The sequence below is a fragment of the Curtobacterium sp. YR515 genome (assembly GCF_900113095.1).
In the GTDB taxonomy this organism is placed as follows: domain Bacteria; phylum Actinomycetota; class Actinomycetes; order Actinomycetales; family Microbacteriaceae; genus Curtobacterium.
On record NZ_FOOD01000005.1, the window covers coordinates 292,870 to 308,785 of the forward strand.

11 protein-coding genes are annotated in these 15,916 nt (G+C 71.5%); 3 read left to right on the plus strand and 8 right to left on the minus strand.

All coding sequences use genetic code 11. The annotated features are described in order from the left end of the window. Positions 1 to 95 precede the first annotated feature (95 nt). Complete coding sequence (locus BM028_RS15570) at positions 96 to 452, minus strand: Rv2175c family DNA-binding protein (RefSeq protein WP_254789630.1); 357 nt, start codon at positions 450 to 452, stop codon at positions 96 to 98. A gap of 229 nt (positions 453 to 681) precedes the next feature. Between BM028_RS15570 and BM028_RS15575 the strand changes: the two genes are divergently transcribed. Further along, a complete protein-coding gene (locus BM028_RS15575) occupies positions 682 to 1,842 on the plus strand; it encodes a LysM peptidoglycan-binding domain-containing protein (RefSeq protein WP_092387859.1) in 1,161 nt (386 codons plus the stop codon). 169 nt (positions 1,843 to 2,011) lie between these two features. Next, complete coding sequence (gene pknB, locus BM028_RS15580; RefSeq protein WP_217647259.1) at positions 2,012 to 4,036, plus strand: Stk1 family PASTA domain-containing Ser/Thr kinase; 2,025 nt, start codon at positions 2,012 to 2,014, stop codon at positions 4,034 to 4,036. A gap of 489 nt (positions 4,037 to 4,525) precedes the next feature. Here the strand turns inward: pknB and BM028_RS15585 are convergent, their stop codons facing one another. The 3 genes from BM028_RS15585 to BM028_RS15595 all read right to left on the minus strand — a co-directional run bounded on the left by BM028_RS15585 (position 4,526) and on the right by BM028_RS15595 (position 7,693). Beyond that, a complete protein-coding gene (locus BM028_RS15585; protein ID WP_092387865.1) occupies positions 4,526 to 5,869 on the minus strand; it encodes a class II 3-deoxy-7-phosphoheptulonate synthase in 1,344 nt (447 codons plus the stop codon). A 97-nt stretch (positions 5,870 to 5,966) separates the two neighbouring features. Next, positions 5,967 to 6,707, minus strand: a complete 741-nt coding sequence (locus BM028_RS15590) for a lysophospholipid acyltransferase family protein (protein WP_070418642.1) — start codon at positions 6,705 to 6,707, stop codon at positions 5,967 to 5,969. Between the two features lie 32 nt (positions 6,708 to 6,739). Then, entirely contained in the window at positions 6,740 to 7,693 is a 954-nt protein-coding gene (locus tag BM028_RS15595; protein ID WP_070418641.1) for an ROK family glucokinase, read from the minus strand. Between the two features lie 121 nt (positions 7,694 to 7,814). Between BM028_RS15595 and BM028_RS15600 the strand changes: the two genes are divergently transcribed. After that, on the plus strand, positions 7,815 to 9,659 hold the full coding sequence (locus tag BM028_RS15600) for an AMP-dependent synthetase/ligase (protein ID WP_229087078.1): 1,845 nt from the start codon (positions 7,815 to 7,817) through the stop codon (positions 9,657 to 9,659). A 111-nt stretch (positions 9,660 to 9,770) separates the two neighbouring features. Here BM028_RS15600 and BM028_RS18875 read toward each other — a convergent pair whose 3' ends face one another. The 4 genes from BM028_RS18875 to BM028_RS15615 form a co-directional block, all read right to left on the minus strand. Then, positions 9,771 to 9,902 (minus strand): hypothetical protein, encoded by a 132-nt coding sequence (locus BM028_RS18875; RefSeq protein ID WP_258027649.1) that lies wholly within the window; start codon positions 9,900 to 9,902, stop codon positions 9,771 to 9,773. A gap of 110 nt (positions 9,903 to 10,012) precedes the next feature. Continuing rightward, positions 10,013 to 11,884 carry a hypothetical protein gene (locus BM028_RS15605; RefSeq protein WP_092387642.1) on the minus strand — a complete coding sequence of 624 codons (1,872 nt, stop codon included), beginning with the start codon at positions 11,882 to 11,884 and terminating at the stop codon, positions 10,013 to 10,015. A 100-nt stretch (positions 11,885 to 11,984) separates the two neighbouring features. Beyond that, positions 11,985 to 12,488, minus strand: a complete 504-nt coding sequence (locus BM028_RS15610; protein ID WP_070418638.1) for a peptide deformylase — start codon at positions 12,486 to 12,488, stop codon at positions 11,985 to 11,987. Between the two features lies 1 nt (position 12,489). Further along, a complete protein-coding gene (locus BM028_RS15615) occupies positions 12,490 to 15,900 on the minus strand; it encodes a pyruvate carboxylase (protein ID WP_092387644.1) in 3,411 nt (1,136 codons plus the stop codon). Positions 15,901 to 15,916 lie beyond the last annotated feature (16 nt).

The following is a 15,916-nucleotide window of genomic DNA, read 5'->3' on the forward strand; positions in this document are numbered from 1 at the left end:
GCCGGTTCCGGCGTGACGCGCCAGCGGCACGACGGCCGTGACGGGAGGGACGGTGCTGGCTGGCACCGCGCCTCCTGGACCCGACGTGGGAACCGCTAGAGCAGCGACTGGGCGACGCGACGCACCTCGGCCTTGCGGCCTGCGCGCAGCGCGGCGATCGGCGAGGTGCCCATCGCGTCGTCGACGGAGAGCATCCAGCGCACGGCCTCGTCGTCGGTGAAGCCGTTGTCGGACAGGACGATGAGCGTCCCGCGGAGTTCCGGCAGGGGCTCGGTGTCGTCGAGGAACTCGCTCGGCACACGCAGGACACCGTCGATGCGCGCGGCCAGCAGCGTCTTCTGCTCGAAGAGCCGGTGGACGCGTCCGGGGCTCACCCCGAGCAGGTCCACCAGGTCGGGGACGGTCAGCCATCGCTCGGAAAGGGTCGTGTCGTCGATGGGTGCAGCACTCACAGGCCCCATGTTGCCAGAGTGCGACGGGACACCACACCGACTCATTCGTCACATTCGTCACACACGCAACATCCGACTCTCTGGTTGACTTGGGAATCACGCCATGCCAGCGTGGGAACACCTGTGAGTGCGCACGCACGTGCAACGGCTCACCGCTCGAACAGGAGACACCGTGGACAACGCTGCAGACGAAGACGCCCGGCGCGCACGATCCGCCCGGTTCGCGACCATGCCCATCGTCCTCGCGGGGACGATCGCGGTGACCGCCGGACTCACCGGACCGGTCGCCCACGCCGAACCGCGCCACGACGACGACAACCGCAACAAGCGGCACGTCGACGAGGACCGCACGGTGACCGATCGACCGGTCTTCGAGACCGCGGTCGCCCGTCCGTCGCAGACCACCGTGACCACGGTCGCCGCCGTCTCGACGAAGGCGCCCACCACCTACACCGTCCGTCAGGGCGACACCGTGTCGGGCATCGCCGCCCGCTACGGCCTGTCCGCGCAGGAGGTCCTCGTGCGCAACGGCCTCGGCTGGAACACGATCATCCACCCCGGGCAGACGCTGCACCTCTCCTCGACGCCGGCGGTCAACACGGCGTCGGCGACGACCTCGGCCACGGGCAGCTACCACGTCAAGCAGGGCGACACGGTGTCCGGCATCGCCTCGCGCGTCGGTGTGTCGACCACGGCGCTCCTCAGCGCGAACAAGCTCTCCCAGCGCTCGGTGATCTACCCCGGGCAGACGCTGCGGGTGCCGACCGCGGGTGCGACGGCAGCGCCGGTGGCGGCGGTCACGTCCGCTCCGGCCTCCGCCCCCGGCAGTGCGTCGTCGGCCCGAGCCGGCAGCGTGAAGATCGGGACGGGTGACACCATCGCCTCGATCGCGGCCTCGCACGGCGTGACGGTCTCGGCGCTCCTCTCGGCGAACGGGCTGACCTACACGAGCACGATCTACGCCGGCAAGACGCTCGTCCTGCCGTCGTCGGGCCCCTCGCTCTCCGCCGAGCAGCGGGGCAACGCGGCGACGATCGTGGCGGTCGGCCGCTCCCTCGGGGTGTCCGACCACGGGATCGTCATCGCCCTCGCCGCGGCGATGCAGGAGTCGAGCCTGCGCAACCTCTCCCACGGGGACCGCGACTCGGTCGGGCTGTTCCAGCAGCGGCCGAGCCAGGGCTGGGGGTCCGCTGCGGCCCTCCAAGACCCGGCGACGGCGGCGAAGCGGTTCTTCACGGGCAACCCCGGGCACACCCGCGGGCTGCTCGACATCGCCGGCTGGTCGTCGATGAACGTCACGACGGCGGCGCAGGCCGTGCAGGTGTCGGCGTACCCGAAGGCGTACGCGCAGTGGGAGAAGACCGCGCAGAGCCTGCTGGCGTCGCTCTGAGCCTGGCCGCCGGGCCGTCGCGCGCGCTCGCACGCCCGTCCGCCGGGCCGTCGCGCGCGCTCGCACGCCTGGCCGCTCGGCGGAACCGAGTCATCCGCAAGATCGAGATTCGGTCACGACCGGAGCGTCAGTGCGGGTCCGTGCAGTCCCGATTCGTAGAATGCCGCCGATGACCACCAACGCCGCCACGGATCCGATGATCGGTCGCATGATCGATCACCGGTACCGCGTACGCTCCCGCATCGCGCGCGGGGGCATGGCGACCGTGTACCTGGCGACCGACGTGCGGCTCGAGCGGCGCGTCGCGATCAAGATCATGCACGGCCACCTGGCGGACGACCAGGCCTTCCGGGAGCGCTTCATCCAAGAGGCCCGGTCAGCCGCCCGGCTCTCCCACCCGAACCTCGTCGGCGTGTACGACCAGGGCGCCGAGGACGACACGGCGTACATCGTCATGGAGTACATCCCGGGCATCACGCTCCGCGACCTCCTGCAGGAACACCACGCACTGACACCGGAGCAGGCGACCGACATCCTCCGGGCCGTCCTCGCCGGGCTCGCCTCGGCCCACCGCGCCGGCATCGTGCACCGCGACCTCAAGCCCGAGAACGTCCTGCTCGCCGACGACGGCCGCATCAAGCTCGGCGACTTCGGTCTCGCCCGTGCGACCACGGCGAACACCGCGACCGGGGCGGCCCTGCTCGGGACGATCGCGTACCTCTCCCCCGAGCTCGTCACGCGCGGCGCCGCCGACTCCCGCAGCGACATCTACGCGCTCGGCATCATGCTCTACGAGATGCTCACCGGCGAGCAGCCCTACAAGGGCGAGCAGCCGATGCAGATCGCCTACCAGCACGCCAACGACTCGGTCCCCGCGCCGAGCGTCGCCGTCGCCGGGGTCCCGCCGGAGCTCGACGACCTCGTCGCCTGGTCCACCGCCCGCAACCCGGACGACCGGCCGCGCGACGCCCGCGAGATGCTCGACCACATGTCGGGCGACCAGCAGCGTGCCACCGGTCAGTACCGCACCGCCGTGCTGCGCCCCGAGAACGCGACCGCGATCATCCCCGCCGGCTCCGCGACGCCGACCTCGGCGGACTCGGGTGACGCCACCACCATCCTCGAACCGGCCCAGCGCTCGTCGGCCCAGCAGCCCGGTGGCCGCGGTGGCCGGAACGCTCCGGGTCCCCGCCGGACCGGGTCGCAGCCAGGAGCCCTCTCCCCCGCCGGACAGCGACTCGCCGACAAGTCGACCAAGCGTCGCAAGCGCGGGTGGATCATCCTCGTCGTCGTCCTCGTGCTCATGGCGATCGGCGGCTCGATCGGCTGGGCCCTCGGCCCCGGGCCGTGGGGCAACGTCCGCATCCCCGAGGTCACGGGCAAGTCCGTCTCGCAGGCACGACAGCTCCTCGAGGCGCAGGGCCTCCACACGGCGTCGTCGACCGCGACCCGGTTCGACGCCGTCGTCGCGAAGGGCCAGGTCTCCACGACCAAGCCCGCCGCCGAGCGCGAGGTCCGCAAGGGTACCTCGGTGCAGATCGTCGTGTCGAACGGGCCGAAGATGATCGCCCTGCCGGCCATCGTCGGGCAGCCGCTCTCCACCGTCACCGCGGCGCTCGATGACGACTTCCAGCTGCAGGACGACCAGTACCAGTTCTCCGCCGACGCCCCGAAGGACACCGTCATCGCCGCGACGGGTCTCGGCACCGACGGCGAGACGATCGACCTCTCGACGGTCGAGACCTACGGCGAACGCGGCCCGGTGACGCTCACCGTCTCCCTCGGCGCGGTCCCGGACGTGGTCGGCAAGTCCGTGAGCGACGCCACGGCCACGCTCGACACGGTGGGGCTCACGCTCGGCTCGCAGGACGGCCAGTTCAGCGACGACGTGCCCGAGGGGCAGATCATGTCCGCGAAGGCCCAGGACGACCCCGTCGTGCGCGGCTCCGCGATCGACGTCGTCGTGTCCAAGGGTCCGGCGCCCATCACGCTGCCGGACGTGCACGGGAAGACGATCAACGACGCCACCTCGACGCTCGACGCGCTCGGGCTCAAGGTCTCGGTGCCGGACTGCACGAACATCCTGTGCGGCTTCTACGACTGGAAGGCCTCGCTCCCCGTCGAGTCCACGGACCCGGCGGCGGGCACGACGGTGCACCGCGGCGACACGATCACGCTCGCCTACAAGCAGTAGGCGCACCGCGCGACGGCGAGTCTCGGCCCCGCGGACAGTTCCGCGCCCTCGCGCGGCCCGAACTGTCCGCCGGGCCGAGTCTCGGCCCCGGCCGCGAGCGCGTGAGGGACGGGAGGCGCGGCGCGGGCTGGCACCGCGCCTCCCGTCACACGGTCGTGGCTACCACTGCGCGAAAGCGACAGACGTGCGCATCGCGACGCAGCCCGTGCCGCCGAGGCGACAGGGTCCCGCGGAGATTCCGCAGGACCCTGTCGCTCTCGTACGCCGCGGCCGTCGGCGGCGCTGCGAGACTCGGCCCGCACGACGGGGTCACGAGCGCGCGTGGACGGGAGGCGCGGTGCGGGCTGGCACCGCGCCTCCCGTCCCACGGTCGTGGCGACCACTGCGCGAAAGCGACGGACGTGCGCATCGCGCAGCCCGTGCCGACGAGGCAACAGGGTCCCGCGGAGACTCCGCAGGACCCTGTCGCTCTCGCGGATCGCGACCGTGCTACGCGCGCACGTGCGGGTGGGCGCCGAGCTCCTCGGCGACCAGGAACGCCAGCTCGAGCGACTGCATGTGGTTCAGCCGCGGGTCGCACAGGGACTCGTAGCGGGTCGCGAGGGTGGCCTCGTCGATCTGCTCCGAGCCGCCCAGGCACTCCGTGACGTCGTCACCGGTGAGCTCGACGTGCATGCCGCCCGGGTACGTGCCGACCTCGCGGTGGGCCTCGAAGAAGCCGAGGACCTCGTCCACGACGTCGTCGAACCGGCGGGTCTTGTACCCGGTCGGCGTCGTCAGGCCGTTGCCGTGCATCGGGTCCGTCACCCACAGCGGGTTGGCGTCCATGCCCTTGATCGCCTCGAGCAGCTTCGGCAGCTCGTCGCGGATCTTGCCGGCGCCCATGCGGGTGATGAAGGTGAGGCGCCCCGGCTCGCGGTTCGGGTCGAGCTTGTCGACCAGGGCCTTCATGTCGTCGACCGAGGTCGTCGGGCCGAGCTTGACGCCGATCGGGTTCCGCACGCGGGACAGGAAGTCCACGTGGGCGCCGTCCAGGTCGCGGGTGCGCTCACCGATCCAGATGAAGTGTCCGGAGGTGTCGTAGGCGAGCCCGGACCGCGAGTCGATCCGGGTCATCGGGCGCTCGTAGTCCATGAGCAGCCCCTCGTGCGAGGCGTAGAACTCGACGTGCTTCAGCTCGTCGAAGTCCGCACCACAGGCGTCCATGAAGCGGATCGCGCGGTCGATCTCCTTCGCGAGGTGCTCGTACCGGGCGTTCGCCGGGTTCGACGCGAAGCCCTTGTTCCACGAGTGCACCTGGCGCAGGTCGGCGAACCCGCCCTGCGTGAAGGCGCGGACGAGGTTCAGGGTCGACGCAGCGGTGTGGTAGCCCTGCACGAGGCGTCGGGGGTCGGCCTGGCGGCTCTCCGGCGTGAAGTCGTAGCCGTTCACGATGTCGCCGCGGTAGGCGGGCAGCGTGACGTCGCCGCGGGTCTCGAAGTCGCTCGAGCGCGGCTTGGCGAACTGCCCGGCCATGCGGCCCATCTTGATGACGGGCATCGACGCACCGTAGGTGAGCACGACGGCCATCTGGAGGATGGTCTTCACACGGTCGCGGATCGAGTCCGCCGTGGCACCGGCGAACGTCTCGGCGCAATCGCCGCCCTGCAGCAGGAACGCCTTGCCCTGGGCCGCCGACGCGAGCCGTTCACGCAGCTTGTCGACCTCGCCCGCGAAGACGAGCGGGGGCAGCGTGGCGATCTCGGCCGAGGCGGCCTCGGCCGCGCTGGCGTCCGGCCACGTGGGCTGCTGCTTGATCGGGAGCGTCCGCCAGTAGTCGAGGCCCTCGATCACGTCCGGATCCTGCAGGGCGACGAAGTCGGTCGACTCGAACAAGGGTGGTACCTCTCGAAGGGATGGCCGTCCGGGCGGATGCCGGAACCATCGAATCCTAACGTGCCGAGGTGCCCCGCCCATTCCGCGTGACCTTGCCGCGGAGGACCTGCTCGCGCGCCGTGCTCGCACGCTCCTTGACACTTGTCGCGTAGACGTCGACGTACTCCTGGCGGCTCAGCCCGGCGAGCTCGTGCATGACCTCGTCGGTGACGCTGCGGAGGATGAAGCGGTCGGTCTCGAAGCCCTCGAAGCGGGAGAAGTCGAGGGGCTTGCCGAAGACGACGCCAACGCGCTTGAACTTCGGGAAGCGCTGCCCGATCTGCTGCACCTCGCGCGTGCCGACCATGGCGACCGGGACGACGGTGACGCGCCCCTCGAGGATCATGCGGGCGATGCCGGTCCGGCCCCGGTAGAGCTTGCCGTCCGGGCTGCGGGTGCCCTCGGGGTAGATGCCGAGCTGCTCACCCCGGGCGAGGACCTGCAGGCCGGTCCGGAGCGACGCCTCGGACGCCTTGCCGCCGGAGCGATCGATGGGGAGCTGGCCGATGGCGTTGAAGAACGTCTTCGTCGCCCAGCCCTTGAGCCCGCGACCGGTGAAGTAGTCGCTCTTCGCCAGGAACGACAGCCGGCGGTCGAGCACGGCCGGCAGGATCACCGAGTCGATGAACGAGATGTGGTTGGACGCGAAGATCACCGGTCCCTTCGCGGGGACGTGCTCACGGCCGACGACCCACGGCCGGAAGAGCGTGAGGATGAGCGGCCCGAGCAGGAAGTTCTTCAGCAGCCAGTAGGTCATCGTCGACTCCGAGACGGTGGGGTGGTGCGACCCTACGCCGTGCGGGCGTGGATCCGAGCGAGGTCGGCCGCGCCGACGACACCGGCGTCGTTGACGAGCTCGGCGATCACGAAGTCCGGCTCCGGGTGGTAGCCCCGGGCCGGCAGGTTGTTGAGGTAGGCCTGCTTGATCGGGTCGAGCAGCCGGTCCCCCGCACTCGCGACGCCGCCGCCGAAGACGAAGAGCTGCGGGTCGAGCACGGCGGACAGCGAGGCGCAGGCCTCGCCGAGGTGCCGACCGAGCCGCCGCAGGGCCGCCAGGGCACCCGGGTCGTCGGCCAGGATCAGGTCGCCGACGATGTGCCCGTCGAGCTCCCCGCCGTTGGCCGCACGGGCGTCGGCGAGGGCGGAACCGATGCCGCCGGCGTCCGCGACGTCGTTCGCCATGCGCTGCAGGGCACGACCGGAGCCGTACTGCTCGATGCAGCCGCGGGCGCCGCAGCCGCACGGGAGGCCGTTCGGCACGATCCGGAGGTGGCCGATCTCGCCACCGGTGCCGAAGCCCCCGCGGAACAGCCGGTCCTCGGTGACGATCGCACCGCCGACGCCGGTCCCGATCGTCAGCATGGTCATGTCGGACACGAGCCGACCGGCACCGAAGCGGAACTCCGCCCAGCCCGCCGCGTTGGCGTCGTTGTCGACGGTGATGTGCAGGTCACCGATGCGCTGCTGCAGCTTCTGGCGCAGCGGCTCGTTCCGCCACCGGATGTTCGGCGTGTAGTAGACGATCGACTGCGAGGCGTCGATGAAGCCCGGCGCGGCGACGCCCACCGCGCTGACCTCGTTCGCGGCGCGCAGTCGCGAGACCATCGCGACCACGTCGTCGAGCATGGCGTCCGGGTCCGCAGCGTTGGTGGCCACCCGGTCCTCGGCGACGATCTCGCCCAGTTCCGTGACGACCGCTCCCGCGATCTTGGTGCCCCCGATGTCGATTCCGATGGCGTGCACGAGGAACGAGCCTACCGGTTCCCTGCGTCCACACGGAACGCTCGACACCGCGCCCTATGCTGGCGGTGTCGCCTCGACGATGAGGCGCACTCGAATCGAACCGGCCGACAAGGGAGTCACCGTGAACGATCAGCGGCACCCAACACCGATCACCGCACCCGACCACGGCTCGGCTGCCCGACTGCTCTCCGAGCGGGCGCGGGCGACACCGGACCGTCCGATCCTCGCCGAGCGCCGCGGCGACACCTGGACCCCGATCAGCGCGGCCGACGTCGAACGTCGGGTCCGCGGGATCGCGAAGGGCTTCGTCGCCGCAGGCCTCGAGCCCGGCGCGCACGTGGCGATCCTGTCGCGCACCCGCCTCGAGTGGACGCTCGTCGACTTCGCCGTGTGGACCGCCGGCCTCGTGTCGATCCCGGTCTACGAGACCAGCTCTCCCGACCAGGTGCGCTGGATCCTCTCCGACTCCGAGGCCGTCGCGATCGTCGTCGAGCAGGAGGAGCACGCCCGCCGTGTCGCGTCGATCGCACCGGACCTGCCGCACCTCGGCCAGCACTGGACGATCGACGGCGGCGGGCTCGACGACCTCGTCCGCCTCGGCGAGGACGTCACCGACGCCGAGCTCGACGCCCGCACGGTCGACGTGCACGGCCACGACGACGCCACGATCATCTACACCTCGGGGACGACGGGCCGGCCGAAGGGCTGCGTGCTCCGGCACGACAACTTCACCGCGACCGTGGAGGGCGCGTCGGAGGCGATGCCCGAGGTCGTCGCCGACGATGCCTCGACGCTGCTGTTCATCCCGATGGCCCACGTCTTCGCCCGGTTCATCGCGGTGATGTCCGTCTCCGCGGGCGTCCTCGTCGGCCACGAGCCGGACACGAAGGACCTCATGCACGCGGTGTCGACGTTCAAGCCGTCGTTCCTGCTCGCCGTCCCGCGCGTGTTCGAGAAGATCTACAACTCCGCCGAGCAGAAGGCCGACCTCGGGGGCAAGGGGCGGATCTTCCGTGCCGCTGCGAAGACCGCGGTCGCGCACTCCGAGGCCCTCGCGAGCGGGAAGGTCCCGCTCGGGCTCGCCCTCCGGTTCAAGCTCTTCGACCGGCTCGTCTACGCCAAGCTCCGCGACGCGATGGGCGGCCGCGTCCGCTACGCCGTGAGCGGCTCGGCACCGCTCTCCCCGCGGCTGTCGCACTTCTTCCGGTCGATCGGGGTGCTCATCCTCGAGGGGTACGGCCTCACCGAGACGACCGCTCCCGCGACCGTGAACCGAGCCGGGGAGCTCCGGATCGGCAGTGTCGGCCGCGCGCTCCCGGGCGTCGAGATCCGGATCGCCGAGGACGACGAGATCCTCATCCGCGGCGTCGACGTCTTCGACCGCTACTGGCGGAACGACGAGGCCACCGCGAAGGCGCTCGTCGACGGCTGGTTCCGGACCGGCGACCTCGGCCGGCTCGACACCGACGGCGTCCTCACCGTGACCGGCCGCGCCAAGGAGCTCATCGTCACCGCCAGCGGCAAGAACGTCGCACCGGCACCGCTCGAGGACGGCATCCGCGAGCACCCGCTCATCGGACAGGTCGTCGTCGTCGGCGAGGGCAAGCCGTTCGTCGCCGCCCTCGTCACGCTCGACCGGGACATGCTCGCCGGCTGGTGCGAGACGCGCGGGATCACCCCGGCGCTCACCGCGCACGAGGCCGCCTACGACGAGCGGGTCCACCAGGCCGTGCAGGAAGCGATCGACGCCGCCAACCAGCGCGTGTCACGTGCCGAGTCGGTCCGGTCGTTCACGGTGCTCGACACCGACCTCACCGAGGCATCGGGGCACCTCACGCCGAAGCTGACGATCAAGCGCGCGGTCGTCCTGAAGGACTTCGCTGCCGACGTCGAGCACATCTACTCGGGGTCGAAGGTGCAGACCACCGCGACGCCCGTCGTCGAGGGTCGCCGCCGCCGGGGCTAGGTCCGCGACGCGTGCCAGGAGGCGCGGTGCCGGTCCCGTGGACCGGCACCGCGCCTCCTGTGCGTCACCCTGCGCGCGGGGCGCGACCCGTGGTCGCGTCCGCCCGCGCGCTCAGCGCTCCTGCGGTTGCTGCGTCTCCGGGGCGTCGAGGACGGCCGTCGAGGAGGTCGTGACCTGGACCTCGGTGGGGCGACGGTTGGTGCGGGTGCGGTGCGAGCTGAGCTCGTCGTTCTGTGCGGTCATGGGGATGTCCTGGGGGTGTGGGAAACGGTGTCGGTGGGAAGCCGACGGCGATACGGTACCTCTTCGTCAGGACAAAGCGACAATCCCACGTTGGGGTGTCACCACGGCGTTCACGGAACGCGGACGGTCCGGCATCCGAGGTCGGTCTCGGGCATGCCCGAGCCGGCGCCGACGGCGGTCGTGCAGAGGGTGTGCGACCCGCTCGCCAGCGGGACCGCGAAGCGGTAGCCGGAGCCGATCGGTGCGTCCGGGTGCACCTTCCGGACGTCCTTCCGGGTGAGGCCGGTCGTGCCGGTCGCGAGGACCCGCCCGGCCTCGGTGACGCGGATCGTCAGCGGCCGGGTCGTGTCCGGGTCGTAGGCCCAGCCCGCGACCGTGACCCCCGTCGCGGTGGCCGCCGGTGCCTGGTCGTGCCCGCGCGGGTCGTGGGCGCCCACCGGAGCCGCCGACATCCGGACGGGCGCCGCGGAGGTGCTCGTCGCGGTCGAGCCGTCCGGGTGCCGGAGCGTGACGGTCGCGTGGTAGCTCCCCGCCGGCAGTGTGCCGAGGACGAACGGCACGCTGTTCGCACCCTTCGTCACGGCCGCGCCGTCCACCAGCACGCGCTTCGTCGTCGTGCCGTCGCGCGTCACGGTGACCTTCGCGGTCGTCCCGGCGGTCCAGGCGGCGTCGTGGAAGCCGATGCGCGTCCACCCGTTGGCTGCCGGGTCCGCGCGGAGGTGGAACGACTTGAGGTGCCACACGGCGGCGCCGCGGTCCTCGTTCGGGTCCCAGCGGAGGCTCGTGACGACCTGCTTCCACCCGGGGCTGCCCTTCGGCATCGTCTCGTCGAGGGGGTTCGTCGCCGCGAGGTCGATGCGGTTCTCGCCGGACTCGTTCGGGCCGACCGGGGTGGCGTTGGCGCCGGAGAAGGTCAGGACGTCGTTGCTGACCTGCAGGCCCTTCGCGCCGCGCACCGACCACACCAGGCGCGCCATCTTCCCGCCGCCGGGGGCGTTGCGGAGGTCGTAGGCGCCGTCGTACGACATTGACCAGGACAGCCAGTGGTACTGCTTGCCGTCGAAGGCCGACACCGGGAAGACGACCTCGGGGTCGCGCACGATCGGGCCGGCGTTCTGCGCGGTGAGGCCGACGGAGCTCCAGCTGCGGAACCGGGCGTTCTTCAGCGTGACGCCGCGCCCAGCGACGCCGTTCGTCAGGACCCAGGAGCGCCCGCGCTGGCCGGCGGCGAGGTCCTTGCCCTGGTCGGGGTTCGGGCTGTCCACGACCGCGATCGGTCGGGCGAAGACCCGGAAGGTGCCGTAGTCGCCCGCCGGCAGGGCGTCCTGCGGAGCGGAGCCGCCGTGGAGCCGGGTCCAGTCGATGCTGACCTTCCCGCTCGGACTCTCGCCGGTGTGGACGACGATCGGCTGCACGCGGAGCAGCGTCGGCTTCGAACCGGTCCAGGGGACGTGCCCGCCCATGACGGACTTCCCGGTGAGGTCGACGTCGACGACGTGGTTCCCCTTCTCGACCTTCGCGGTCACGCCGCCCATGCAGCTGAGCGATCGTGCCGCGCAGGTGAACCAGCTGATCGCGATCTGCCGGCCGGCGTACGGCTGGTCCATCGAGACGGAGAGGTGCGTGTAGCGCTTCGTGTCGATCGGGTGGAGGGCGCCGTCGCGGCCGTAGGGCAGCGTGCCGGGCATGGTCTCGACCGGGGAGAAGTAGGTGGAGCGCTCGAGGGTGCCGATCAGGTGGCCCTTGCTGATCGAGTAGCGGCCGTAGCCGACGCGGTCGGTGTTCTGGTCGGCGGTGTTGCTGTAGTCCCAGGGGTCGCCGAAGGTCTCGGTGGCGTAGTCCGGCGACTCGGTGTAGGTCGGCACGCTCGCCGTGGCGGCTTCGGCCGGCGCGGTGGTGGCCGGGCCGACGGCGGTGGCCGCGGCGACGGCGAGGACGCCGAGGACGGCGACGACGGCGCGGCGGGCTGGTCCCTGTGTCATGGTGCTCCCCTGGTCGACGCGGTCACCGTACCCAGGAGTGCGCACGCACCTCACCCCCGAGTCAGGGTGCCGCCCGACCGAGGGTGGGCACTTCGGAGGACTAGTGGAACCAGTCCTGCGCGCGGATGTCGCGGAGCGCCTGGCGGCGGATCTCCGGGTCGAGCGTCATCACGTAGACGGTGCCGTCGAGGTGGTCCACCTCGTGCTGGAGCGCCTCGGCCATGAGCCCGGTGCCCTCGAGCACGACCTCGGCCCCGTCGACGTCGACCCCGCGGACCTTCGCGTACGGGTACCGGCGCGTGGGGTACGACAGGCCGGGGACGGAGAGACAGCCCTCGTCCATGAGCTCCGGCTCCCCCGACACCTCGACGATCTCGGGGTTGAGCACGTAGCCGACCTCGCCGTCGACGTTGTACGAGAAGGCGCGCAGACCGACACCGATCTGGGGAGCGGCGACGCCGGCGCGGCCGGGCTCCTTGACGGTGTCGACGAGGTCCTGCACGAGGTCGCGGATGCCCGCGCTGCCGAGCGCGTCTGGACGGATCGGGTCGGCCGGGGACCGGAGGACGGGGTCGCCGAACAGGCGGATGGGACGGACGGTCAATTTACTGCAGCACCACCAGGAGGTCGCCGGCGTCCACCTGCTGGGTCACCGGGATCGCGAGTCGGCCGACGGTCCCCGCGACGGGTGCCGTGATGGCCGCTTCCATCTTCATCGCCTCGATGCTCGCCACGGCCTGTCCGGCTTCGACGACGTCACCGACGGCGACCTTGAGCGTCACGACACCGGAGAACGGTGCCGCGACGTGCTTCGGGTCGGTCTTGTCCGCCTGCTCGGCGGCCTTGGTCTCGACCTCGATCGAGCGGTCGCGGACGTACACCGGGCGGAGCTGCCCGTTCATCGTCGCCATGACCGTGCGGACGCCGCGCGCGTCGGCCTCGCCGATCGCCTCGAGCCCGACGAACAGGTCCACGCCCTTGCCGAGCGGCACGACGTGCTCCTGCTCGGGGCGCAGGCCGTACAGGTAGTCGACGGTCGGCACGACGGACAGGTCGCCGTACTGCTCGCGGACGCGCTCGAACTGCTGCGTCGGCTGCGGGAAGAGCAGGCGGTTGAGGGCCTGTCGCCGTTCGGGACCGGGGGTCTCCAGGTGTGCGCGCTCGGCGTCCGGCACCGGCGTGATCTCGAGCCGGACGTCGCGGCCCGCGAGGACTTTCGACCGGAAGGGCTCGGGCCAGCCACCGGGCAGGTCGCCGAGTTCGCCGGCCATGAAGCCGACGACGGAGTCCGGGATGTCGTACTTCTGCGGGTTCTGCTCGAAGTCGACCGGGTCGGCGTCCACCGCGGCCAGCTGCAGCGCGAGGTCGCCGACGACCTTCGACGACGGCGTGACCTTCGTGGGGCGGCCGAGGATCCGGTTCGCCTCGGCGTACCAGTCCTCGACCTGCTCGAAGCGGTCGCCGAGCCCGAGCGCGATGGCCTGCTGGCGGAGGTTCGACAGCTGACCGCCGGGGATCTCGTGCTTGTACACGCGGCCCGTCGGACCCGGCAGGCCGGACTCGAACGGGGCGTACGCACGCCGCACCGCTTCCCAGTACGGCTCGAGGTCGCCGACGGCGTCGAGGGAGAGCCCCGTGTCGCGCTCGGTGTGCGCCAGGGCGGCGACGAGCGCGGACATGCTCGGCTGGCTGGTCGTGCCGGCCATCGGCGCGGCGGCGACGTCCACCGCGTCGGCACCGGCACGGGCCGCGGCGAGGAGCGTCGCGAGCTGTCCGCCCGCGGTGTCGTGCGTGTGCACGTGCACCGGCTGGTCGAAGCGCTCCCGCAGGGCGGTGACGAGCCGCTCGGCCGCGCCGGCGCGGAGCAGGCCGGCCATGTCCTTGATACCGATGACGTGCGCACCGGCCTCGACCATCTGCTCCGCGAGGCGGAGGTAGTAGTCGAGCGTGTAGAGGTCCTCGGACGGGTCGAGGAGGTCGGCGGTGTAGCAGAGCGCCGCTTCGGCGACGGCCGTGTCGGTGGCGAGCACCGCCTCCAGGGCCGGACGCAACTGGCTGACGTCGTTGAGCGCGTCGAACACGCGGAACACGTCGACACCCGTCGCGGCCGCCTCGGCCACGAACGCGTCCGTCACCTCGGTCGGGTACGGCGTGTAGCCGACCGTGTTGCGCCCGCGGAGCAGCATCTGGATCGGGATGTTCGGCATCGCCTCGCGCAGCGAGGCGAGCCGCTCCCACGGGTCCTCGCCGAGGAAGCGGAGCGCCACGTCGTAGGTGGCACCGCCCCAGGCCTCGACGCTGAGCAGCTGCGGCGTGAGTCGGGCGACGTACGGGGCGACCGCGACGAGGTCCTTCGTGCGCACACGGGTCGCGAGGAGCGACTGGTGGGCGTCGCGCATCGTCGTCTCGGTGACGGCGAGCTCGGTCTGGCCACGGAGCGCCTTCGCCCACTCGGCCGGACCCAGCAGTCGGAGGCGGTCGCGCTGTCCCTCGGGGACCGGGACGCCGAGGTCGATCGTCGGCAGCTTCTCGCTCGGCTCGACGGTCTGCGGGCGACGCTCGCCGTTCGGCTTGTTCACCGTGACGTCGGCCAGCCAGTTCAGCACCTTCGTGCCGCGGTCCTTCGAGACGTGGCCGCCGAACAGCTGCGGGCGCTCCTCGATGAACTTCGTCGAGATGTCGCCGCGGTCGAAGTCGGGGTCCTCGAGCACGGCCTGCAAGAACGGGATGTTCGTGGAGACGCCGCGGATGCGGAACTCCGCGAGGGCGCGCTTCGCCCGGGCCACCGCCGCCGGGAAGTCCCGCCCGCGGCAGGTCATCTTCGCGAGCATCGAGTCGAAGTGCGGGCTGATCTGCGCGCCGGTGGCGACCGTGCCGCCGTCGAGGCGGACGCCCGCGCCACCCGGGCTGCGGTACGTCGTGATGCGACCCGTGTCCGGGCGGAAGCCCTGCGTCGGGTCCTCGGTGGTGATGCGTGTCTGCAGGGCGGCGCCGTGCACCCGGACGCTGTCCTGCGACAGGCCGAGGTCGCCGAGGGTCTGCCCGGCTGCGATGCGCATCTGCGACTGGACGAGGTCGACGTCCGTGACCTCTTCGGTGACGGTGTGCTCGACCTGGATGCGCGGGTTCATCTCGATGAAGACGTGCTGGCCCGCACGCTCGCCCTCGGTGTCGAGCAGGAACTCCACCGTGCCGGCGTTCACGTACCCGATCGACCGGGCGAAGGCGACGGCGTCGCGGTGCAGCGCCTGCGCGATCGCCGGGTCGAGGTTCGGCGCCGGCGCGATCTCGACGACCTTCTGGTTCCGGCGCTGGACCGAGCAGTCGCGCTCGAAGAGGTGGATCGTGCCCGCGTCGGTGCCGGTGGCGTCGGCGAGGATCTGCACCTCGATGTGGCGCGGCCGGATGACGGCCTGCTCGAGGAACATCGTCGGGTCGCCGAAGGCGCTGTCGGCCTCGCGCATCGCCTCTTCGAGGGCCGCACGCAGCTCGGGCTTCGTCTCCACCCGGCGCATGCCACGGCCACCACCACCGGCGACGGCCTTCGCGAACACCGGGAAGCCGATGGCGTCCGCGCCGGCGAGGAGTTCCTCGATGTCGCGGCTCGCCGGGGTGCTCGCGAGGACCGGGACACCGGCCGCGACCGCGTGTTCCTTCGCGGTGACCTTGTTGCCCGCCATCTCGAGCACGTGCTCGCCCGGGCCGATGAACGTGATGCCCGCGGCGGCGGCAGCGGCGGCGAGCTCCGGGTTCTCGGACAGGAAGCCGTAGCCCGGGTAGATCGCGTCGGCACCAGACTCGCGTGCGACACGCACGATCTCGGAGACGTCCAGGTAGGCGCGGACGGGATGTCCGCGCTCACCGATCAGGTAGGCCTCGTCCGCCTTGAGGCGGTGCAGGGAGTTGCGGTCCTCGTACGGGTAGACGGCGACGGTCTTCGCCCCCAGCTCGTACGCGGCCCGGAAGGCACGGATGGCGATCTCGCCACGATTGGCGACCAGGATCTTGCTGAACACGAGGTCCCTTTCAGCC